16 protein-coding genes and 3 pseudogenes are annotated in these 22648 nt (G+C 51.6%); 7 read left to right on the top strand and 12 right to left on the bottom strand.

The window, feature by feature from the left end; all coding sequences use genetic code 11:
- Window positions 1-111: 111 nt before the first annotated feature.
- The 3 genes and pseudogenes from argE (at window position 112) to ppc (ending at window position 4384) form a co-directional block, all read left to right on the top strand.
- Window positions 112-1263, top strand: coding sequence for an acetylornithine deacetylase (argE, locus tag ACKQAD_RS14745; protein WP_409160849.1), 1152 nt, complete (start codon window positions 112-114; stop codon window positions 1261-1263).
- 71 nt (window positions 1264-1334) lie between these two features.
- Window positions 1335-1406, top strand: a pseudogene (locus tag ACKQAD_RS14750) (GntR family transcriptional regulator); the annotation flags it as partial.
- A 338-nt stretch (window positions 1407-1744) separates the two neighbouring features.
- Entirely contained in the window at window positions 1745-4384 is a 2640-nt protein-coding gene (ppc, locus tag ACKQAD_RS14755) for a phosphoenolpyruvate carboxylase (protein ID WP_409160850.1), read from the top strand.
- 292 nt (window positions 4385-4676) lie between these two features.
- Here ppc and ACKQAD_RS14760 read toward each other — a convergent pair whose 3' ends face one another.
- Window positions 4677-5459, bottom strand: coding sequence for a tyrosine-protein phosphatase (locus ACKQAD_RS14760; protein ID WP_409160851.1), 783 nt, complete (start codon window positions 5457-5459; stop codon window positions 4677-4679).
- A 379-nt stretch (window positions 5460-5838) separates the two neighbouring features.
- Window positions 5839-6609: a uridine phosphorylase gene (gene udp / locus ACKQAD_RS14765; RefSeq protein ID WP_409160852.1), complete on the bottom strand. Its 771-nt coding sequence runs from the start codon at window positions 6607-6609 to the stop codon at window positions 5839-5841.
- Window positions 6610-6940: 331 nt separating this feature from the next.
- On the opposite strand from udp, the pseudogene ACKQAD_RS14770 reads away from it, so the two are divergent.
- Window positions 6941-7768, top strand: a pseudogene (locus tag ACKQAD_RS14770) (dienelactone hydrolase family protein).
- Between the two features lie 177 nt (window positions 7769-7945).
- Here the strand turns inward: ACKQAD_RS14770 and ACKQAD_RS14775 are convergent.
- Window positions 7946-9607: a methyl-accepting chemotaxis protein gene (locus ACKQAD_RS14775; RefSeq protein WP_409160853.1), complete on the bottom strand. Its 1662-nt coding sequence runs from the start codon at window positions 9605-9607 to the stop codon at window positions 7946-7948.
- A gap of 656 nt (window positions 9608-10263) precedes the next feature.
- Complete coding sequence (gene metE / locus ACKQAD_RS14780) at window positions 10264-12528, bottom strand: 5-methyltetrahydropteroyltriglutamate--homocysteine S-methyltransferase (protein WP_409160854.1); 2265 nt, start codon at window positions 12526-12528, stop codon at window positions 10264-10266.
- Between the two features lie 104 nt (window positions 12529-12632).
- On the opposite strand from metE, the gene metR reads away from it, so the two are divergent.
- A complete protein-coding gene (gene metR, locus ACKQAD_RS14785; RefSeq protein ID WP_409160855.1) occupies window positions 12633-13568 on the top strand; it encodes an HTH-type transcriptional regulator MetR in 936 nt (311 codons plus the stop codon).
- Here the strand turns inward: metR and ACKQAD_RS14790 are convergent.
- The 8 genes and pseudogenes from ACKQAD_RS14790 to ACKQAD_RS14825 all read right to left on the bottom strand — a co-directional run bounded on the left by ACKQAD_RS14790 (window position 13474) and on the right by ACKQAD_RS14825 (window position 20009).
- Window positions 13474-14373, bottom strand: coding sequence for a carboxylate/amino acid/amine transporter (locus ACKQAD_RS14790; protein WP_409160856.1), 900 nt, complete (start codon window positions 14371-14373; stop codon window positions 13474-13476). The genes metR and ACKQAD_RS14790 overlap by 95 nt on opposite strands.
- A 192-nt stretch (window positions 14374-14565) precedes the next feature.
- Window positions 14566-14934, bottom strand: coding sequence for a DUF2645 family protein (locus ACKQAD_RS14795; RefSeq protein WP_409160857.1), 369 nt, complete (start codon window positions 14932-14934; stop codon window positions 14566-14568).
- 42 nt (window positions 14935-14976) lie between these two features.
- Window positions 14977-15638: pseudogene (locus ACKQAD_RS14800) on the bottom strand (hypothetical protein).
- 259 nt (window positions 15639-15897) lie between these two features.
- Window positions 15898-16551, bottom strand: coding sequence for a lipid IV(A) palmitoyltransferase PagP (pagP, locus tag ACKQAD_RS14805; RefSeq protein WP_409160858.1), 654 nt, complete (start codon window positions 16549-16551; stop codon window positions 15898-15900).
- A gap of 244 nt (window positions 16552-16795) precedes the next feature.
- Entirely contained in the window at window positions 16796-17617 is an 822-nt protein-coding gene (gene cysE, locus ACKQAD_RS14810) for a serine O-acetyltransferase (protein ID WP_409160859.1), read from the bottom strand.
- A gap of 142 nt (window positions 17618-17759) precedes the next feature.
- Window positions 17760-18779 (bottom strand): NAD(P)H-dependent glycerol-3-phosphate dehydrogenase, encoded by a 1020-nt coding sequence (gene gpsA / locus ACKQAD_RS14815; protein WP_409160860.1) that lies wholly within the window; start codon window positions 18777-18779, stop codon window positions 17760-17762.
- A complete protein-coding gene (secB, locus tag ACKQAD_RS14820) occupies window positions 18779-19249 on the bottom strand; it encodes a protein-export chaperone SecB (protein WP_263058295.1) in 471 nt (156 codons plus the stop codon). The genes gpsA and secB overlap by 1 nt, the downstream gene beginning before the upstream one ends.
- 328 nt (window positions 19250-19577) lie before the next feature.
- The gene (locus tag ACKQAD_RS14825; protein WP_010300789.1) at window positions 19578-20009 is read right to left on the bottom strand and encodes a rhodanese-like domain-containing protein; all 432 of its coding nucleotides are present in this window, start codon (window positions 20007-20009) and stop codon (window positions 19578-19580) included.
- Between the two features lie 351 nt (window positions 20010-20360).
- Here ACKQAD_RS14825 and envC point away from each other — a divergent pair, with 351 nt between their 5' ends.
- Both envC and ACKQAD_RS14835 read left to right on the top strand, forming a co-directional pair.
- Window positions 20361-21662, top strand: coding sequence for a murein hydrolase activator EnvC (gene envC / locus ACKQAD_RS14830; RefSeq protein ID WP_409160861.1), 1302 nt, complete (start codon window positions 20361-20363; stop codon window positions 21660-21662).
- Window positions 21663-21664: 2 nt separating this feature from the next.
- Window positions 21665-22612, top strand: a complete 948-nt coding sequence (locus ACKQAD_RS14835) for a divergent polysaccharide deacetylase family protein (RefSeq protein WP_409160862.1) — start codon at window positions 21665-21667, stop codon at window positions 22610-22612.
- Window positions 22613-22648: the final 36 nt, after the last annotated feature.

Here is a 22648-nt window from a genome sequence, read left to right on the forward strand (position 1 = left end):
GACGAATCGCCATCGCCTTACCTTTGGGTTTCCTTTCACCGCGCATTATTGTATTTTTATTCACAATAAATGCATGAATATTGATACTATCCTAACCAGAGGCTGTCAACAGTGAAGATGAATTTACCCCCTTTTATTGAGCTATATCGGGCACTAATCGCTACACCGTCCATCAGTGCCACCGACAGCGCGCTCGATCAAAGTAATCAAGCGTTAATCAACCTGCTGGCAGGCTGGTTCGGCGATCTCGGCTTCCATGTTGAAGTCCAGCCGGTTCCCGGCACCCTCAATAAATTTAATATGCTAGCGCGAATAGGTGAAGGAAAAGGCGGTTTATTGTTGGCAGGGCATACCGACACCGTGCCGTTCGACGACGGCCGCTGGACGCGCGATCCTTTCACGCTGACCGAACACGGCAATAAGCTGTACGGTCTGGGTACCGCGGATATGAAAGGGTTCTTTGCCTTTATTCTTGATGCCTTGCGCGATATCGATCCAACCAGGCTGACAAAGCCACTCTATATTTTAGCGACGGCAGATGAAGAAACGACGATGGCCGGTGCCAAGTATTTCTCCGAATCCACGCAAATTCGTCCAGACTGCGCCATCATCGGCGAGCCGACCTCGCTGCAACCGGTTCGTGCCCACAAAGGCCATATGTCCAACGCCATCCGTATTCAGGGGCAGTCCGGTCACTCCAGCGATCCTTCACGCGGCGTGAACGCGATTGAGCTGATGCACGAAGCGATTTCCCACCTGCTGGTGCTGCGCAACACCCTACAGGAACGCTACCACAATCCAATTTTCCACATTCCTCACCCCACCATGAACCTTGGCCACATTCACGGTGGCGATGCTGCGAACCGTATCTGCGGCTGCTGTGAACTGCATATGGATATTCGTCCGCTGCCGGGCATTACGCTTAACGATCTGAACGGGCTGCTGTCAGAAGCGCTGGAACCCGTCAGCCAGCGTTGGCCGGGTCGGTTGACCATCAGCGAACTGCATCCGCCGATTCCCGGCTATGAGTGCCCGCCCGATCACCGTCTGGTATCGGTGGTGGAAAATCTGCTGGGAACGAAAACGGAAATCGTGAACTACTGCACCGAAGCGCCGTTTATTCAGGCGCTGTGCCCGACGCTGGTTCTGGGGCCGGGATCGATCGAACAGGCGCACCAGCCGGATGAATATATTGACACCAAATTTATCAAACCGACGCGGGAGCTGATTTCGCAGGTGATTCATCACTTCTGCCACCACTGATCCGATGAAAGCGGCCTTGTCAGCGACGCTGGCAGGGCTATTTTGAGACAGTCCATGAAAAGAAAGATTTCATCGCCCAGGATTTACTGAGAAAAATCTATCAGCACACCGATCCACTGCCGGAAAAGCTGCCATGTCCCCGCATTTCAGCTATGCGGTCTTCAGTGTGACTCCCCCAACTCTGCTTTCTTTGAAAAGTTCAGCTCCGCCAAGACGAGGTACACAATAAGTGTGCCGAATAACGTAGCCAACGCACATGCAACTTGAAGTATGACGAGTATATAAGTTGCCCTAATATCCGCGCCCTTGTAATTAAATTTCACAAATTGCCAAGCCCGCCTTAATGCAAGTACAAAGAATAAGGAGAAGAAAGAATCGTCAATTGACGAACTCGCCTTATCGTGGCTAGATGGATACAGTGCGTAAAAATATGTCAAGTGAAATAAACTTACAAAAATGGTAGGGATGGGTCAGGGTAACTATGAACGAACAATATTCCGCAATGCGCAGTAACGTCAGTATGCTCGGCAAACTGCTCGGCGATACCATCAAGGAAGCACTGGGTGAAAACATCCTTGATAAAGTCGAAACAATCCGCAAGTTGTCAAAATCTTCCCGCGCAGGTAATGAAAAACATCGTCAGGAGTTGCTGACCACGCTGCAAAACCTGTCTAACGATGAGCTGTTGCCCGTTGCTCGCGCATTCAGCCAGTTCCTTAACCTGACGAACACCGCCGAGCAATATCACACAATCTCACCGCATGGTGAGGCGGCGAGTAATCCGGCACAGCTTTCCAACGCCTTTGAGCGCCTGAAAGCAAGCAAAGATCTGACCGAACGCGATATCCGCGATGCCGTGGAATCACTGTCGATCGAACTGGTGCTGACCGCCCACCCGACCGAAATTACCCGCCGAACGCTGATCCACAAGCTGGTGGAAGTGAATACCTGTCTCAAGCAGCTCGACCATAACGACCTGGCTGACTATGAACGTAATCAGATCATGCGCCGTCTGCGCCAGTTGATCGCGCAGTCCTGGCATACCGATGAGATCCGGAAAATTCGCCCTACTCCGGTAGATGAAGCCAAATGGGGCTTTGCCGTGGTGGAAAACAGCCTGTGGGAAGGCGTTCCCGCATTTTTACGTGAGCTGGATGAACAACTGGAACAGGCTTTCGGCTACCGTCTGCCCGTTGATGCCGTACCGGTACGCTTTACCTCCTGGATGGGTGGCGACCGTGACGGTAATCCGAACGTGACGGCAGAAGTCACTCGCCATGTGCTGCTACTCAGCCGCTGGAAAGCCGCCGATCTTTTCCTGCGCGATATTCAGGTGCTGGTATCAGAACTGTCGATGTCAGAATGTACGCCGGAACTGCTGGAGCTAGCGGGTGGCAGCGAGGTACAAGAGCCGTACCGTGCCATCATGAAGTCATTGCGCTCACAGTTGGGCAGCACGCTGAGCTATCTGGAAGCGCGCCTGAAAGGTGAAGAGCGATTGCCTCCTAAAGATCTGCTGATTACCAACGAACAACTCTGGGAACCGCTCCACGCCTGTTACCAGTCTCTGAAGGCCTGCGGCATGGGCATCATCGCCGACGGTAGCCTACTGGATACGCTGCGCCGAGTGCGCTGTTTCGGTGTGCCTTTGGTACGCATCGATGTTCGTCAGGAAAGTACCCGTCACACTGAAGCGCTAGCTGAAATTACCCGCTATCTGGGGCTGGGTGACTACGAAAGCTGGTCTGAGTCCGATAAACAAGCCTTCCTGGTCCGCGAACTTAGTTCCAAACGCCCGCTTCTGCCACGCTATTGGGAACCGAGTGCAGAGACCAAAGAAGTGCTGGATACCTGTCGGGTCATTGCTAAAGCCCCTACCGGTTCCGTCGCGACCTATGTCATTTCGATGGCACGCACACCTTCCGATGTGCTGGCCGTTCATCTGCTGCTCAAAGAAGCAGGTTGTCCGTTTGCCTTGCCTGTCGCGCCACTGTTTGAAACGCTGGACGACCTGAACAATGCCGATGACGTTATGACACAGTTGCTGAGCATCGACTGGTATCGCGGCTTTATTCAGGGTAAGCAGATGGTCATGATCGGCTATTCCGACTCCGCGAAAGACGCGGGTGTAATGGCAGCATCCTGGGCGCAGTACCGTGCACAGGATGCACTGATCAAAACCTGTGAGAAAGCCGGTATCGCACTGACGCTGTTCCACGGACGTGGCGGTTCCATCGGTCGCGGTGGCGCACCAGCTCATGCCGCGCTGCTGTCACAGCCGCCGGGCAGCCTGAAAGGTGGCCTGCGCGTGACGGAACAGGGCGAGATGATCCGCTTTAAATATGGGCTACCGGAAGTCACTATCAGCAGTCTGGCGCTGTATACCGGTGCAATTCTGGAAGCAAACCTGCTACCGCCGCCGGAGCCAAAACAGGAATGGCATGAGGTGATGAATGAGCTGTCCCGCGTGTCCTGCGATATGTACCGTGGATACGTGCGTGAGAATCCGGATTTCGTCCCTTACTTCCGCGCCGCTACGCCGGAACTGGAACTGGGTAAGCTACCGCTGGGATCACGCCCGGCCAAACGTCGTCCAAACGGCGGCGTGGAAAGCCTGCGTGCTATTCCGTGGATTTTCGCCTGGACACAGAACCGTTTGATGCTGCCAGCGTGGCTCGGTGCGGGTGCCGGTTTGCAGAAAGTGGTAGATGACGGCAAACAGGGAAAATTGGAAGAGATGTGCCGTGACTGGCCATTCTTCTCGACGCGTATCGGTATGCTGGAGATGGTGTTCGCCAAAGCCGATCTGTGGCTGGCAGAGTATTACGATCAGCGTCTGGTCGAAGAGAAACTGTGGCCGTTAGGGAAACAGCTGCGCGATCAGTTGGCTGCCGACATCAACATCGTGCTGGCGATCTCCAACGACGATCACCTGATGGCGGATCTACCGTGGATCGCCGAGTCGATCGCCCTGCGTAACGTCTATACCGATCCCCTGAACGTGTTGCAGGCCGAGTTGCTGCATCGTTCACGTCAGCAGGAACAGCCGGATGCCGATCTGGAACTGGCGCTAATGGTCACCATCGCCGGTGTCGCCGCGGGTATGCGTAATACGGGCTAATTACACCAGACAGCAAAAGCATAGGCCGGTCATCTAACCGGCCTTTTTGGCTGAAAAAATCAGTCTCACGGTGATAATGGATAGATCGTAAAGACGCTGTGAATACGTCCTTGTACGCTCGGCTTGTGCAGATATGAATCTCATCCCTGAGATTCAGCCTTTCAGGGCTGTCGCAAGCGACGTTCAAAAACGTTCCTGACGTTTTTGTCCACGCCGCAAACGCTTTACTCTTCTATTCCATTATCACCGTTTCTGTTCTGCGAAGAGATTCGCCAATAAGATGAAGAAAACCTTACGCCAGATATTTATCCTGCAAATAGTTCCGTGCACGATTATCCAGACCGTATTCCACCTCAAGCCAGCCATCAATCGAGCCATGTCGTTCGTAGATAGCCTGCAACGCCGTCACGATGAACTCTTCCTGCACTGACAGCACATAAGAGAACTGTCCGAGCGCTTTCTCATTCAGCGTTTCTGATAAATGCGCCAGTAATTGCTGACGGAATGGTGTCAACGTCGTGTCCGTGAGCAGGTAATCTTCCATCACCGTCTGTTCATCCGCCCCCAACGCAAACATCACCAGCGCCGAGCCGATACCCGTGCGATCTTTACCCACCGCGCAGTGCTGTACCAACCCGCCTTCACCCGGCTGTAATAGCAGCGACACCAGCTGTTTATAGGCCGCATTATTGAAAGGCAAACGACGATATAGCTCCAGCATAAACGCCCGGGAATCAAACGCCGCCAGCACATCAGACCCCAGCGAATCCAGATTGGCCGTCACTTCATGGCGCAATGGGTTGGCCGGATATGCGTGATAGGTAGCACCAGCCCACAATATATCGGGCTTCTGTGCAATTTCCTCAGCATCCCGATAATCCACCACATGAGAAATAGGCACACCCGCAAGATGTTCACAGTCAGCCTGACTCAGCAGATCCAAAGAACCGGAGCGAAAAAGTTTACCGTGTCGGATAAGCCGCCCGTCAGCAGCCCGATTACCGCCCAAATCACGGAAGTTGATTCCGCCGTCCAGTGGTAATAAAGAGGGATGAAGCAACGTTGGTTCGGTCATACATCTCCTTGCGAGGTTGAAAGGCGAGCAAGGCAAATTGAACTATTTAGCGTATACCCTAAATAATTCGAGTTGCAGGACAAAACGTTAGCGTTTTGAACAACGCAAAGCGTTGGCCCGTAGGGCGAGGCTCATTTATACGCCTCGTAACGCGGCAAGAGAAGGACAAATTCGTCGGGAACGAATTTGACCAGCCAAAGGCTGGCCTCCGGTGAGAGACAGGATGTCTCTCATTTCATCCCGATGAGCTTACACAAGTAAGTGATTCGGGTGAGTGAACGCAGCCAACGCACATGCAGCTTGAAGAATAACGGGTATATCAGGATACGGGCTGGCATCGCTGATGACCAGCCCAAAATACCATTAATCAATATTACGCTTATTCAGCGGCTAACAACCGGCGAGTCGCATCCAGCAACACCTTAATCACGGTGGTTTCGGCCAGCTTCATGGTCGCCGCATCAGGGATTTCCTGCTGGGTACGGTTCACGATCACGCCCGCGATCATCCCCGCTTTTAAGCCCTGACTGGCGCACATGGTTAGCAGCGTGGCGGATTCCATTTCATAGTTCAGCACGCCCATACTTTGCCATTCCTCCATCGAACCGCAGAAGCGACGAACAACGCGCCCAGAGAACGTGTCATAGCGTTCCTGACCGGGATAGAACGTATCGGAAGACGCCGTGATGCCCACGTGCAGCACCGCTCCCGAGGCTTTTGCCGCTTCCACCAGCATGGTGGTACAGCCGAAATCTGCGACGGCCGGGAATTCCATCGGCGCGAAGTGCAGGCTCGCACCGTCAAGACGGACGGCAGCGGTAGTGACTAAAACATCACCGACGTTAATCCCAGGCTGAATCGCCCCGGTTGTACCTACGCGCAGAAAAGTACGGATGCCAAGCTGCGCCAATTCTTCTACCGCAATAGACGTTGACGGGCCGCCAATACCTGTAGAACAGACAATGACCGATTTTCCGTCCAGTTCCGCACGCCAGGACGTAAACTCACGGTGCGATGCCAGGTGAACCGGGTTGTCCATCAGGCGAGCAATTTTTTCTACACGCTCAGGATCACCGGGTACGATAGCCAGCGTCGCGCCCTGTAAATCGTTCTTGACCAGACCAAGATGGAACACATCAGATGTAGACATAACTGCCTCCCGGGCAATCAATTGGGTATTCAGAGAAATCATGCCGGACGCCCCATAAACGCTGCTTGTCGCAGTCTGTAAGCGTACGTCCAAGAAAAGACTCTAGCGCATCATTACGTTTTTTTAAGTGACTAGAGTCACCAATAAAAAAGAAACAAACATAAACATACATAAAATATGTGATTTACATCACTATTTATCAGGTAAGGAATTCATTTTTGCCGATTAATTGTCCTCTAGTGTAGATTCTTTAATCATTGATAGTATTTATCATCGATGTTCTGAAATCCCTCTTTCACATGAGAACTGGCCGATAACAGGAGAGCGCGTAATGAAGACTGATGAACAGACAACTTTCAAACATCTTCCTCAGGGGCTATCCCCGGCAGTGGAACCGCAGAGCTCCTCGATCATTACCACGGATTCTGTCGGCATCATTGCCAGTGAAACCACCATTTCTTCTCAGGGTGAGCAACTCCCCGCCTATATCGCCAGGCCGGCGAACCATGACAAGCCACTCCCTATCGTGCTGGTGGTGCAGGAGATTTTCGGCGTTCATCAACACATTTAGGATGTTTGCCGCAGGCTAGCCAAACAGGGTTATATGGCCATTGCGCCAGAGCTGTATTTCCGTCAGGGCGACCCCAGCCACTATAACGATATTCAGAAAATCCTGACCGAGTTGGTTTGTAAGGTGCCCGATACACAGGTGCTATCCGATCTCGATCACACCGCCAACTGGGCGATTAAGCAGGGCGGCGATGCCAGCAAGCTGGCGATCACGGGTTTCTGTTGGGGTGGACGCATCACCTGGCTCTATGCTGCGCACAACCCGCAGCTCAAGGCAGCTGTGGCCTGGTACGGTAAGTTTACGGGTGAGAAAACGTTGAATAGCCCCAAACATCCGGTCGATATTGCAACGGAATTGGAAGCCCCTGTGCTGGGGTTATATGGCGCGAAGGACGAAGGGATTCCGTTAGCACAGGTTGATACGATGCGGCAGGCGCTACGTGCAGCCAATGCAGCGGCCGATATCATCGTCTACCCCGATGCCGGTCATGCTTTCCACGCCGATTACCGCCCCAGCTACCATGAAGAATCCGCACAAGACGGCTGGCTGCGTATGCTGGCGTGGTTCCAGAAAAACGGTGTGGCGTAGCACCGCCACACGATTCCTAAAAAACCATCGGCGATCGATTAATGCCGACGTTAGCCATTGAGAGACCGGGGTCTACCCTGAAGTAAGGCATCCCTACGGGTACCTCATCTCCGTGTTTCTCCCTACATCCATACTAAAGCGATCGGCATTCTCCGTTATCTTGTTACAGAGGCCGCGTTAGAACGACGTCCAGTCGCTGTTTTTACCCTGATCTTTCGCCGCAGCAGGTGCTAAAGACAGCGTTGGGGTACGCACTGGCGCGGAGGTATTCGAGGCGGTTTTGCCACTGCCATAAGACAGAAGCTTAAACGCGCTCACTGCTTCTGCCAGAACGGAGGCTTGTGCTTGCAGAGACATCGCCGCAGAGGCAGATTCTTCAACCAGAGCCGCGTTCTGCTGGGTCGTGGTATCGATCTGTCCAACGGCCAGATTCATCTGGTTAATTCCATCGCTCTGTTCACGGCTGGCCTGCGAGATTTCGCTGATAATATCATTCACATCCCGCACATAGCCCGTTAACCCGTCCATGGTTTCTTCGGCGGTATCGACCAACGACATGCCTTCCTGAATTTTGCTCACGGAGTCGTCGATCAAATCCTTGATCTCCCGCGCAGCGGTCGCACTGCGCTGTGCCAGAGAACGCACTTCCCCTGCCACCACCGCAAAGCCGCGACCTTGCTCGCCCGCACGCGCGGCTTCAACCGCCGCGTTCAGCGCCAGAATATTGGTCTGAAAGGCAATGCCGTCAATCACACCAATGATCTCTGCCATACGCTGGGACGAGTCGCGAATACCGCGCATTTTCTGCGTCACAGAAACCATCACGTCGCCGCTTTGCTTCGCCGCACCAGAAGCGTTATTGGCAATCTCCGTCGCTTGCTGGGTGTTCTCCGCCGTGTTTTTAATGGTAGACGCCAACTGTTCCATCGATGCTGCGGTTTCTTCCAGCGAGCTGGCCTGTTCTTCAGTACGGGCTGACAGATCCTGATTACCTGCCGCGATTTGCGAGGCTGCCGTCGAGATGGTTTCTGCTCCGTCACGCACCTGCCCGACAATCGTGCTCAGGCTGGCGTTCATGTGATCCAACGATTGCAGCAGCAATCCGGTTTCATCTTTGCGGGTAACAGTGATGCGCGAGGTCAGGTCGCCCTGTGCCACGCTGTCTGCCACTTGCAAAGCCTGCTGTATTGGTCGGGTTACGCTGCGCGTAATTGACCAGGCAATCAATGCCCCAAATACGGCACCCAGCGCCAAAATAAGCAGCAGAATAATACGGGTCTCGTTGTATACCTCAGCCATCGCTTCGACAGAGGTGTCCATCACATCATCCTGATAATTCACCAGTTGCTTCACCGCATCACGGTACTGACGCTGGACGACGTTCAGGTTGTTGTTGAACTCCTCAATCGCCGCATCCCGATTACCCGCCACCACTTCGCTGATAATCTTGTCGCCAGATGTCAAAAATTCGGTGCGGATTCCGCGGATAACACGTAACTGAGCGACCGAACGTTCTTCAACAGTCTGGCTTTCCAGCTTATCCAACAGGCGGCCGATCTCCTGGCGGAACTCATTCGCACGAGTAACATTTGCCTGGATTTGATCCTCGCCTGAAACCAGCATCAGCCGTTGATACGCCACCAGAAGGGCATTAACGTTATCAATGAGATTATTGGCTTCCACCGTTTGTGGGTAAATCTCCTTCACAATATCCCTGGCACTCCCCTGAAAACTGGATAGCTTAGACAAGGAAAAAATACTGACCGCAAACAACATCAAGATCAGGATGGCAAATCCTGCTCCCAGTCGATAGCCAATACGCCAATTCGCTAAATTCATGTCTCACTCCTTTTAGGTAATGCATAGCAATCTCAATTGCGCATATGTCGCAGCTTGATGGAACCACAGGGCGGAGAATGATTGACGATTCAAAGGGGAAAAACCTTCTGATGCGCCAGAGACACCTTAAGACAAGCATTTTTACGCACGCTCTCAGCATGAGAGACGCTATCAAAAATCAAATAGTTTCCCTCGGGTGTTGAGATGCAAAAGTGGAAATAAATCTAATAATGCTACAAATACAATGGATAAGGGGGCAAAAACGAAACTGGGGTGATAATCATGGTCTTCCCTCTCCAAACTCATGCAGCCATAGCCGCTCCTGTGTTATTCATTTTTATCGGCAATATGTTTCTGAACTTTACAAATTGATCGTTTAAATCATTCAAAAACACATAATAAATAGATATTAACTATCAAAAATTAAGTTTCGATCGGAAAAACCACAGGTTAATCAATCTATAATTAATATAAATAACACCTCAATTACATAAAAGGATGATCAGACATATTTGATATTAAAAACAAAGAGATGAAAATATTTCTTAGTAAAGAATAACAAGCTACATAAGAAGAGAAAAAACCGTACTTGCTCTGCATCGCGCATGAAAAAATCAGGGAGGCATTGCCTCCCTGATTTTTTCAGCAATGAAACCTTACTGGGTTTCACGCAGACGCTGTGCCGCCTGAACCATATTCGCCAAAGCCTGACGCGTTTCCGGCCAGCCGCGAGTTTTCAGACCGCAATCCGGGTTCACCCACAGGCGTTCAGCAGGAATACGCTGCGCCGCTTTCTTCAGTAGCGCTTCCATCCATGCCACACTCGGTACGTTCGGGGAGTGAATATCATAAACACCTGGACCGATTTCATTCGGGTATTCGAACTCTTCAAACGACTCCAGCAATTCCATATCGGAGCGAGAGGTTTCAATCGTAATCACATCGGCATCCAGCGCGGCGATAGAATCCATGATGTCGTTGAACTCGCAATAACACATGTGGGTATGGATCTGCGTATCATCTTTCGCCACCGCGGCATTCAGACGGAAAGCATCCACTGCCCAGGTCAGATACGCGTCCCAGTCAGAGCGGTGAAGCGGCAGACCTTCACGCAGCGCCGGTTCGTCAATCTGGATGATGCCAATACCTGCGGCTTCCAAATCGGCCACTTCATCACGCAGCGCCAGTGCAATCTGCTTAGCGATGGTTTCACGCGTGACGTCTTCACGCGGGAACGACCAGCACAGGATAGTCACCGGACCGGTCAGCATGCCTTTCATCGGCTTATCGGTCAGAGACTGTGCGTACTTCGCCCACTCAACGGTGATCGCTTCTGGACGGCTCACATCACCAATGATGACAGGCGGCTTTACACAGCGAGAACCGTAGCTTTGCACCCAGCCGTTCTGAGTAAAGATAAACCCGTCCAGATGCTCACCGAAGTATTCCACCATATCGTTACGTTCGGCTTCACCGTGCACCAGCACATCCAGACCCAAGTGCTCCTGCTCAACCACGGCTTGCTTAATGTGCTCGGCAATGCCGGTGCGGTAGTTATTGCCATCCAGACGACCCTGTTTGAAATCCAGACGCAGGCTGCGAATTTCCGTGGTCTGCGGGAAAGAGCCGATCGTGGTCGTCGGCCATGCTGGCAGATTAAAGCGCGCACGCTGAGCGTCCGCACGAACCGAATACACATTCTGACGTTGGCTGTCCTGTGCGGTAATCGCCGCCAGACGCTGCGCAACGGCGGCGTTATTCACTCGCGTTGAGGTACGACGAGCACGAATTGGCGCACTGTAGGCTTCCAATGCCTGACCGTTGCCGCTGTTCAGTGCCAGAGACAGCAGTGACAGCTCCGCACATTTCTGAATCGCAAAGGCAAACCAGCTCTTCACTTCCTCATCCAGACGCGCTTCCACGCTCAGATCAATCGGGCTATGCAGCAACGAACATGAACTGCCCAACCACAGATCGCGCGTCCCCACCAAGGGTTGCAGACGCTCGAACCAGCTGCTCAGATCGGCGCGCCATACATTACGACCGTTAATCACCCCCAGAGACAGTACCCAGTTAGCGGGCAGTTGGGCGCCCAGCGTCCCGGCATCATCTTTACCATGAACCAGATCGATATGCAGCCCCTGAACTGGCAGCGCTTTGATCGTTTCCAGATTCTGGCTAACGCTATCAAAATAGGTCGTCAGCAGCAGTTTCACCTGACCCTGCAACGCATCGTAAGCCGGCTTAAACGCGGTCAGCCACGCTTGCGGCAGTTCCAGCGCCAGCGCAGGTTCATCGATCTGCACCCACTCAATACCGCGTTTCGCCAGTTCAGCCAGCACCTGCTGATAAACCGGCAGAATATCTTGCAGCAGCGACAGACGGTCAAACTGCTCACCTTTCACTTTACCCAGCCACAGATAGGTAACCGGGCCTAACAGAACAGGCTTCACGTTATGTCCCAGCGCCAGTGCTTCATCAACTTCATCCAGCAGTTGCGTCCAGGTCAGCTTGAACTGCTGGCCTTTGGTGAACTCCGGTACCATGTAGTGATAGTTAGTGTTAAACCACTTGGTCATTTCAGCCGCAGCGGCAGGCTGACCGGTTGGTGCACGTCCACGGCCAATACGGAACAGCGTATCCAGATCGACTGAGCCGTCTGCATTCTGATGACGTGCAGGTACGTTACCCAGCAGCAGACTGGTGGTCAGTACATGGTCGTACCAGGCGAAATCACCCACTGGCAGCAGATCAACGCCAGCATCCTTCTGTTGTTGCCAATGACGCGCACGCAGCTCACGTCCAACAGTCAGCAACTCTTCCTGTGTCGCGTTACCTGCCCAGTAGCTTTCCTGCGCTTTTTTCAGTTCACGGCGTAATCCAACGCGCGGAAAACCCAGTGTGTGATTCACAATCGCCATCGTTAATTCCTCATTTAGCCGTCCAGATGTTTACACATCCATAATCCGCAGGTAGTGTAGTAACCACAAGCGCAATTTATTCACTGTCACTGTGAAGGACTCTCATGATCGAATTTAAACACCTGCGAACGCTGCAAGCATTGCGCAATACCGGTTCGTTAGCCGCCGCTGCCGCTGCACTTCACCAAACTCAATCGGCGTTATCCCACCAGTTCAGCGATCTGGAGCAGCGCCTTGGGTTCAGGCTATTCGTGCGTAAAAGCCAGCCACTGCGCTTTACGCCTCAGGGAGAGATTTTGTTACAGTTGGCAGAGCAGGTGTTACCGCAAATCCAGCAGGCGTTGCAGGCCTGCCATGAGCCACACCAAACCACGCTGCGTCTGGCCATTGAATGTCATAGCTGTATTCAGTGGCTGACGCCTGCGCTAGACGAGTTCCATCAGCACTGGCCGCAGGTAGTGATGGACTTTAAATCGGGCGTGACGTTCGATCCCCAGCCAGCGCTTCAGCAAGGCGAGCTGGATCTGGTCATGACTTCCGACATCATGCCGCGCAGTGGCCTGCACTATTCGCCTCTGTTTGATTTTGAAGTCAGGTTGGTACTGGCTCCTGACCATCCGCTGGCGGGAAAAGAGAAAATCGAACCGGAGGATTTCACCGCCCAGACCCTGATGATCTATCCGGTACAGCGGCAACGGCTGGATGTCTGGCGTCACTTTTTGCAGCCAGCAGGCGTCAGCCCTACGCTGAAAAGCGTGGACAATACGCTGCTGTTGATTCAGATGGTCGCCGCCCGTATGGGCATCGCCGCGCTACCGCACTGGGTAGTGGAAAGCTTCGAGCGTCAGGGACTGATTGTAACCAAATCGCTGGGTGATGGGCTTTGGAGCCGGTTGTACGCCGCCGTCCGTGACGGAGAGCAGCGCCAACCGGTGATTGATGCGTTTATTCGTTCGGCGCGTCAGCACGCTTGTGAGCACTTACCCTTTGTGAAGGACGCTTCACGACCCAACGCTGATGTACCCACAGTGAGGACGTGATAATTATCGTCCCCACGATAAAGCTCAGCCAGTCTGGCGTTTTATGCCAGATAGCAAAATTGACCAAGAGCCCAGTTGGCACATGGAAGTTATTCATTATGCTGAGCGTTCCAGCATCCACCTGAGTTGCGCCGTAATTCCACATAAAGTAGCCCAGGCCGGAAGCACCAACCCCCAACCAGAGCAGTACGCCCCACTGCAAGGTTGTGGTTGGTAATTTATCCAGATTACCGAAGAGCAGCCACGCGGTTATCGTCACGATCGCCGCACCCAGATAAAACCAGGAAAACGCACAGTGCTGCGGTACGGGATAGAGCTCCATCAGGCGCTTGTAGCCAACCTGACCTGCGGCAAAACACACGTTAGCCGCCTGCACCAGCAGGAATCCCCACCAGAAATGCTCACTCACACCGTGATAGTGGATCACGGCTGCGCCGAATACCGCCAGCAGAGCGCTCATGACATAGCCCCAGCGCAGACGCTGCCGGGCAAGCAAATCATAAATCAGCGTGACGTACAGCGGCGTCATCACCGTAAAGAGTAAAAACTCAGGTACGGTCAGGTACAGGTAAGCCTGGAACACGAACAGGTACATGATACCCAGTTGGCAAGCACCAACTAACAGATACAAGAAGATGACGCGTGGCGCATAGCCTCGAAAGCGTAAAAACGGCAAAAACACCACAGCCGCCGCTGTCAGACGGAACATCGCAGAAAACCAGCTATCAACCTGACCTGCCAGATATTCGCCAATCAGGCTGAATGAAAATGCCCACAAGATGGTGGTAATAGTAAGTAATGGCACAACAACATCCGCTCAGGAAAAAGTCTCGCCATTATAACGGATATGACTGAATAAATTTCAGTCAATGTGGTTTACATCAGGGTGAATAGTGGACAATTGAAATCATCAAACGCTCATATCATTATCCTTTGAGAGTAAATTGCTATTCCCCTAATATTCATAAAGGTATTAAAATTTTTTAATAGTCATTAATTACAATGACATCAGATCGTTTTGACGAAATCTGTCATTCACATAGCGCAAACCGCCCAAAAAAAGCCAACTACCGTATAAAGTGATACACAGTATACCGACCATGTAATAGGCTGTTTTATACAGATTTCTCATATAAAAATTACGCGCCAGCGCAATAAACAGAGGTGTGATTAAAAATAGAGCCGCCAAGCCCGTCTGTAAGATACGGTTACTGAAAGACTGATGAGGAATATTACAGACTGAATCTCCCGACGCCATCATCCAGTTATATTTGTTGATAGAAAATAACTCAAGCGAAAAATAGGCGAATGCAAAATACCCCACCATTGAGATAGCATCTAGGATAATTTCCTTACTGATTTTCATTCAGATATCAAGCCCCAGAAGTTTTCTTATATGTCTTCTCATTTACAGTAACCGAATTCCATAAGAAATGTAGCCGAATTCAACAGAACCACGTTCCGGTTTAGCATCAATAAAACGAATAAACTCACTCAATTTCTCTGCATACCTCGGTTGTGACGAACACCCGCCATCATGTACTGTTCGCCATTCAAGTAAAGCGCTGCAACATCCGGATAGTCATAGAGGATTATATCTCTGAGGTGCTGGGCAACAATCCAGAGGTTAAAATCATCCTCCATCAAGCAAGCAGCTAATTCAAGCTGATCTCGCGTTGTCAAAGTATCAGGGTTTAATCCAAAGGTCCTGGCAGCAACCTGAATTTGCATAGCAACGGAACCAAAAGAGGTTTTATTTTCAGGGGATGCCTTTAATCTCAAAACCCGTTTGGCCTCAACAACCTGAAATGTATATTCTTCTGGCATTCCACCTGACTCAATCCAAGCCACACCGCCACGCAACTCAGGAAGAATTCCAGCCTGATTAGCATACTTTATTATTCTTTCTTTATTGTACTGAACATAGGCATCTTTATATGCATTTAAATAATATCCGCCACTCCTACTTTCAGAATTTCCTTTACCAAACCTCCAGAAAATAACATCAATTTCATCCCATTTTCTAAATCTAACCCTAGAAATATCACAAAATTTATTTCGCACGATAATATTTTATTTCATCATCGCTCATTTTATATTAATACACTTTTTCTTCCCATAAACCAAGCCATATAATTAAAATAAAAACAGTATTGTAAAATATAGATAACTAACAAAGTATTGTGGAACAATACGGTTTTCTATTGGCCTATGTCATAGGTATTATACAAACGCAGCAGTAACGATCCCTGTAATATGGGATCGTTAACAGCTTATATTAATGTGCATTTCTCTAGGTCAAAACATTATTGGCGAAAAGAAAAACCCACTAAATCTGCCATCTGAACCAGGCAAAGAAAACATTGCCGTTATTATATGTGCCGGGGATGTAAGTCGCCTGGAAAGAGAGTTTGCTATAACTTATTGATGCCAGAGGCAGCAATACAGGGATCGGAATATAGTTCCAGTTATCACGCATTGTTACACCTGCCGTAAAACCCAGACCCAGTTGAAAATCCTGATCGCTGGTTGGTCTCCAGCGCTTTTCATAACCATAGCCACCGATAGGCTCCCATTTATTAAAAGAATCCTTAAAAGCCATAATATAAAGCCCGTGCCAATCCCCATCCTTATCCAAACGGGAAACACCGTAGCCCGCGCCCCACGGCCTTTCATTATATTTATCCGTCTTTTCTTTATCGTACGTCCAGCGGTTATGCCAGGTAATCGCCGGGATATAAATATCGTGGCTCTGAGGCGAACTCCAGGTCGTAGACAGGTTATTTTTACTTCTCTGCCACCAGCTTTCACTCTGCTTATCCGATGCCACATCATTAGAATCAACCGCTGTAGGGGTGCGGTTAGCCGTGCTATTCGTATTATTTATCCCTACATTATTTATGCTTTCTGCTGCGTAGCTCAAAAAAGGGACAACGGGTAGTGTAATCAAACTCAGCGTGATTAAAGTTCGCTTCAAATACATATAGTGTTCTCTGTAACAGCGTCACGATTCCATTCAAACAAAGGTAATCCTGGCAAAACTATCCTTGGTCGTTACCAAAATATATAGTTCAACTTATGCTATCTGCCTATATAAACGGTAAACTAAAACAGTCTATTATGAAGGGACAAGCAGTAACTTTGCTTAAATAGATAGTGAATTCAGTACCGATTTCAGACATTTCTTAGCAGGAATAGCAAAACGGTGAATCGCCTATGCTGTGGGGCTAGATACCATCACCGTATTCAAAGCCACGGTTGATACCGTTGAAATACTGATCCATATCCATCGCAGGTTTATCACTTTCCGGGCGACCGACGATACGAGCCGGAACCCCTGCCGCCGTCGTGTGTGGAGGAACGGATTGCAGCACGACAGAACCGGCGCCAATTTTAGCGCCACAGCCAACTTCAATATTCCCCAAAATTTTCGCCCCTGCGCCAATCATCACGCCTTCACGAATTTTAGGGTGACGATCGCCACTGGTTTTACCCGTACCGCCCAGCGTCACGGATTGCAGAATAGAGACATCATTTTCAACCACGGCGGTTTCGCCGATCACAATACCTGTTGCATGATCGAGCATGATCCCGCAGCCAATTCTCGCCGCTGGGTGAATATCGACACCAAAAGAAACCGAGATCTGGTTCTGGAAATAGACCGCCAGCGCTTTACGATCCTGCGACCAAAGCCAGTGGCCAATGCGGTAAGCCTGTAATGCATGAAACCCTTTCAGGTAGAGTAGCGGCGTCGAGTATTTATCCACCGCCGGATCGCGCAGGCAGACAGCCTGGATATCGCGCGCGGCAGACACGATCATCTGCGGCTCGGCGTCGTAGGCTTCCTCTACCACTTCACGAATGGCGATCGCAGGCATGATCGCATTTGCCAGCTTGTTCGCCAGCATATAGCTCAATGCGCTACCCAGATTCTCGTGCTTTAGCAACGTGGCATGAAAAAAGCTGGCCAGCATCGGTTCACAGTCTGCGAGACTGCGCGCTTCTGCCTTGATATTGGTCCAGACCAGTTCCAGTTCTTCTGTCGACATTGCCTTACTCTCCGAGATACTACACACCACAACGTATATCTGTTCTTAAACGGCAGGTTTATTCGCACCACCGCTCGTCTACAAGAAAATGAAGATACTATGAGCCTCCCAGATTAGGAAGCTCAGCATAGAACGACGTGTTTTATAACCTAGCGGTTTCGTCTTTACGCGTGCGCCCCAATAGGCTCAGCGCCGCCTCTCGCGCGTCTTTCCCACAATACAATACCTGCCAGAGTTGCTCGGTAATCGGCATCTCAACGCTATAGCGCTGCGCTAAAGCCAGCACTTCTTTAGTATTGCGGTAACCTTCAACAACCTGACCAATGCTATCCTGCGCACTCTGCACATCCATTCCCTGCCCCAGCATCATGCCGAAGCGTCGGTTACGGGACTGATTATCAGTACAGGTCAGTACCAGATCGCCTAGCCCCGCCATCCCCATGAAGGTGGTGGGATCAGCACCCAGCGCCGTGCCAAGCCGGGTCATTTCTGCCAGCCCGCGAGTGATCAATGCGGTACGCGCATTAGCACCAAACCCAATGCCGTCAGACATCCCAGCACCGATAGCGATGACGTTTTTCACCGCCCCGCCCAACTGTACGCCGATAAAATCGGGATTGCTGTACACGCGGAAACTTTTCCCACAGTGCAGCAGTCGCTGTAAGTCATCGGCAAATTCACTGTCCGTTGATGCCAGAGCAATCGCCGTTGGCATACCAGCCGCTAATTCTTTAGCAAATGTCGGACCGGATACCACCGCGAGCGGAATGGTTTCGCCTAACGCTTCGCGGGCAACATCCTGCAATAAACGTCCCGTTTCGGCTTCCAGCCCTTTTGTCGCCCACACGATACGCGCATCGACCCGTAAATGCGGTTTCAACTGACGCAGAACATCACCAAACACATGGCTCGGCACCACAACCAGCACGTTTCTGCTGGCAGCAAGTGCCTGCTCCAGATTGGTTTCCAACTGTAGCGAATCGGGGAAAGGGACATCCGGCAGGAAGGCCTGATTACAGCGAGCGTCCTGTAACGCCTGAATGTGCGCAGGGTTGTGACCCCACAGCACGACTTGATGGCCATTACGCGCCAGCGTAATGGCCAGTGCGGTGCCGTACGAACCCGCACCAATGACGGTCATGGAAGCGTCAGACGCGTTCATCAGGCATCCTGATGCTGCGCAGCGCCTTCACCTTCGGCCTGCTGTTGCAGGTAATTCATGAACAGCGCATCAAAATTAACCGGAGCCAGGTTCAATTGTGGGAAGGTACCGCGAGAAACCAGGCTGGTGATGCACTCACGTGCGTAAGGGAACAGAATGTTCGGGCAGTATGCGCCCAGGCAGTGCGCCAGTTGGGTCCCTTCAATACCGCCAACGGTAAAGATACCACCTTGCTGAACTTCACACAGAAACGCCGTTTCTTCACCCAGAGAAGCCGTTACGGTCACACGCAGGACAACTTCATAGATATCATCAGCCAGTTGGCTGGAAGCCGTATCCAGATCCAGTTTTACTTCCGGCTGCCATTCCTGCTGGAACACCTGAGGCGCATTTGGCGCTTCAAAAGAGATATCTTTGGTGTAGATGCGCTGGATTTGGAAAGCCATTTCTGTGTTGTTTTGTTCAGACATGTTAAGTAATACCCTTTTGTTAGATTTTCCTGACGTCTTCCGTCGTCATAAGTAGGCGGACGTCAGCACAGTTCTGTCATTGTCGTACTGCAATCAGCCTGTCGATTATCCTGCCAAATCGTTGCCGTTTTCGCTGCGTATAACTTATCACACTATACCCTAAATAATTCGAGTTGCATGAAGGCGGCAACCGCGCGAGTCCCCAGGAGCTTACTCAGGTAAGTGACTGGGGTGAGTAAGGGCAGCCAACGCACAAGCAGCTTGAAATATGACGGGTATATGACTTATCACACACGGCACGACGAGGATAGTTTTACCACAAACCGTTTTATTTGCCGCGGACTAAAGGCAGATTCTCACCGCTCCAGCCAGCCAGACCGTCTTTCAGTACCTGCACACGTTCAAAACCGGCTTTGTGCAAATTCTCGGCGGCTTCGCGTGAAGAGAGGCCGTTGGCGCATACCACGATAATCGGCTGCGACTTATGTTTTTCAAGTTCACCTACACTGCCGTTCTTAATGTCGTTCGGCAACAGGTTAAATGCACTGGCAATATGACCACGGCGATAGTCGTCACGGTTACGGATATCAACGACGACAGCATCTTCTTTATTAATCAGGCGGATCGCTTCACCGCGAACCACTTCTTTCACGTTCGACAGTTTACTCTTCACAGTAAGCACAATAACCGCAACCAACAGTGCAACCCAGGAAATGCTCAAAATAGGGTGCTTGCTAATGAATGGCATAATCTCTTGCATGGGGTGTAACGACTCCCGGATCAGTTAATCAACAAAAATATAAGGTTCCTGAGTATACCTGCGTGATACGGCAATTACAGCCAGTAAGCCAACATAGCGTATCGAATCTGCGGCGCGATACCCAAAAATTCCAGGACGTCAGCCCACACAAGCGCCAGTCAGAGAGAGCAAGCCACAGAAACTGGCGTACCAAATAATGCCATTCCCCCATTTTATGCGCAGAGCTTTCCATTTATCCATTATTGATACGCATAGATGCCCGTCTTTGTGCCATGCTTGTCACGTCTGGAAATAGAAATCAGACAAGAGACAACTGGTAAGCCGCTGTTCATCGTGGAATAATTCACCGCTATGAGTAAAAACGCGTTATTTGTACAGAGTCGAGTGGCATGTAGCGCCGATCGCCATTTATCCGCATTACAAAGGCTACTCACCCGCTGCGTCAGCGCACTCTGCGTTGGCGCTTTGCTGTTGCCCGCACTCGGCCAGGCAGAAGATAACCAGGCTCAGCTCAAGACCCTGCAACAAGATATCGCCGCGAAAGAAAAAAGCGTTCAAGAGCAACAAAAGCAGCGCAGTGCGTTAGTCCAGCAGTTGAAAAAGCAGGAGCAGTCTATCTCCCAGTTCAGTCGTCAACTGCATGAAACGCGCAATACGCTGTCCACGCTAAATAAAGAATTAACCAACCTCAGCGCCTCTATCGCCAAGCTGCAATCTCAGCAGGATAAGCAGCAAACGCTGCTCTCCCGTCAGCTTGACGCCGCCTTCCGGCAAGGCCAGCACAGCGCGCTGCAATTAATGCTGAGCGGAGAAGAAAGCCAGCGCAACGAGCGCATCCTCGCCTACTTCGGCTACCTGAATGAAGCACGACAGAAATCCATCCACGAATTGCAGCAAACCCGCGTGGAACTGGCTGACCAAAAACGTCAGTTGGAACAAAAGCAGACACAGCAAAAAACCTTGCTGAGTGACCAACAACAGCAACAGCAGACGCTGGAGCAGGCGCAGTCCGTTCGGAAAAAAACGCTGTCGACGCTGGAAAGTTCGCTCGAAAAAGATCGGCAACAGTTGACGGAGTTGCGCCAGAATGAAACCCGGTTGCGCAACCAGATCGCTCGCGCCGAGCGAGAAGCGAAAGCCCGCGCCGAACGGGAAGCGCGTGAAGCCGCCAAAATTCGCGCGAAAGAAGAGCAGGCCAAACGCAGCGGCAGCAGCTACAAACCCACTGAAGGTGAACGCTCACTTATGGCCAGAACTGGCGGTTTAGGGCGACCTTCAGGTCAGGCTATCTGGCCAGTTAACGGCCGCATCGAGCACCGTTTCGGCGAACCGCTACAGGGCGAACTACGCTGGAAAGGTCTGGTGATTGCCGCGCCGGAAGGAACGGAAGTGAAAGCTATCGCCGACGGTACCGTACTGATGGCCGACTGGCTACAGGGCTATGGGTTGGTCGTTGTCGTTCAGCATGGTAAAGGCGATATGAGCCTGTACGGCTATAACCAGAGCGCGCTGGTCTCCGTTGGCGCTCAGGTCAAAGCCGGTCAACCTATTGCGCTGGTTGGCACCAGCGGCGGGCAGAGTCAGCCCGGACTGTACTTCGAAATCCGTCGTCAGGGTCAGGCGGTCAATCCACAACCTTGGCTGGGAAGATAGTCTTGTCATATTTCACCAAAACACCGTTATTGGCATTGGGCCTGCTCGCGCTGTCTCCTGTGGCGCTCGCCGGAAAACTTTCCATCGTCATCGATGATTTCGGCTATCGTCCACATAATGAGAACCAGATTCTGGCAATGCCAACGGCGATTTCCGTCGCGGTATTGCCCAATGCGCCCTATGCCCGTGAAATGGCGACCAAAGCCCACCAGCAAGGGCGAGAGGTCTTGATCCATCTTCCAATGGCGCCGATGAGCAAGCAGCCGCTGGAGCGTGACACGTTACGCCCGGACATGAGCATTGACGAAATCCAGCGCATCATCCGCCAATCAGTCAATAACGTGCCTTATGCCGTGGGGTTGAATAACCATATGGGCAGCGCGATGACCGCCAGCCTCCCCGGTATGCAAAAAGTCATGCAGGCGCTTAGCGCTTACCCACTCTATTTCCTCGATAGCATGACCATCGGCAGCAGCCAATCAAGTCAGGCTGCGGCGGGAACGGGCGTCAAAGTCATCAAACGCAAAGTCTTTCTGGATGATTCGCAAAACGAAGCCGAGATTCGTAAGCAGTTTACCCGCGCGGTGCAAATTGCCCGCCGCAGCGGTTCCGCCATCGCTATCGGGCACCCGCATCCTTCAACCATCCGCGTCTTACAGCAGATGTTACCCACGCTGGATGCCGATATTATCTTGGTGCGGCCCAGCCAGTTGCTAAATGAACCGACGCGACAGTATGATCCTCAGCCACAACCGCCGGTAAAACCGCGTAAGCCGTTCCATGGTATACCGCAATGTCGAGCCAAGCAGCCACTGGAACCGGTGAAGAACGATGTGTTCTTCAGACTGGTGAGCAGCAGCATTCGGGAAAGCGCCCCAGTGATGTTTATCAAGCACCGCTGGCAGACCTGGGTAGCTCCAGCCGACACCGAAACGCACGCGCAGCCGTAACGCCGGGCGCGCGTTTTCTTTTGCATCGCGCTAACT

The sequence above is a fragment of the Pectobacterium artocarpous genome (assembly GCF_046159765.1).
GTDB lineage: Bacteria > Pseudomonadota > Gammaproteobacteria > Enterobacterales > Enterobacteriaceae > Pectobacterium.

Bases quoted from the DNA above. Each gene is read 5' to 3' on its own strand.
- metR (WP_409160855.1), top strand. From the start codon at position 12,633: ATGATCGAATTTAAACACCTGCGAACGCTGCAAGCATTGCGCAATACC.
- secB (WP_263058295.1), bottom strand. From the start codon at position 19,249: ATGTCTGAACAAAACAACACAGAAATGGCTTTCCAAATCCAGCGCATC.
- udp (WP_409160852.1), bottom strand. From the start codon at position 6,609: ATGTCTACATCTGATGTGTTCCATCTTGGTCTGGTCAAGAACGATTTA.
- gpsA (WP_409160860.1), bottom strand. From the start codon at position 18,779: ATGAACGCGTCTGACGCTTCCATGACCGTCATTGGTGCGGGTTCGTAC.
- ACKQAD_RS14795 (WP_409160857.1), bottom strand. From the start codon at position 14,934: ATGAAAATCAGTAAGGAAATTATCCTAGATGCTATCTCAATGGTGGGG.
- metE (WP_409160854.1), bottom strand. From the start codon at position 12,528: ATGGCGATTGTGAATCACACACTGGGTTTTCCGCGCGTTGGATTACGC.
- ACKQAD_RS14825 (WP_010300789.1), bottom strand. From the start codon at position 20,009: ATGCAAGAGATTATGCCATTCATTAGCAAGCACCCTATTTTGAGCATT.
- envC (WP_409160861.1), top strand. From the start codon at position 20,361: ATGAGTAAAAACGCGTTATTTGTACAGAGTCGAGTGGCATGTAGCGCC.
- ACKQAD_RS14760 (WP_409160851.1), bottom strand. From the start codon at position 5,459: ATGACCGAACCAACGTTGCTTCATCCCTCTTTATTACCACTGGACGGC.
- cysE (WP_409160859.1), bottom strand. From the start codon at position 17,617: ATGTCGACAGAAGAACTGGAACTGGTCTGGACCAATATCAAGGCAGAA.
- ACKQAD_RS14775 (WP_409160853.1), bottom strand. From the start codon at position 9,607: ATGAATTTAGCGAATTGGCGTATTGGCTATCGACTGGGAGCAGGATTT.
- ppc (WP_409160850.1), top strand. From the start codon at position 1,745: ATGAACGAACAATATTCCGCAATGCGCAGTAACGTCAGTATGCTCGGC.
- pagP (WP_409160858.1), bottom strand. From the start codon at position 16,551: ATGTATTTGAAGCGAACTTTAATCACGCTGAGTTTGATTACACTACCC.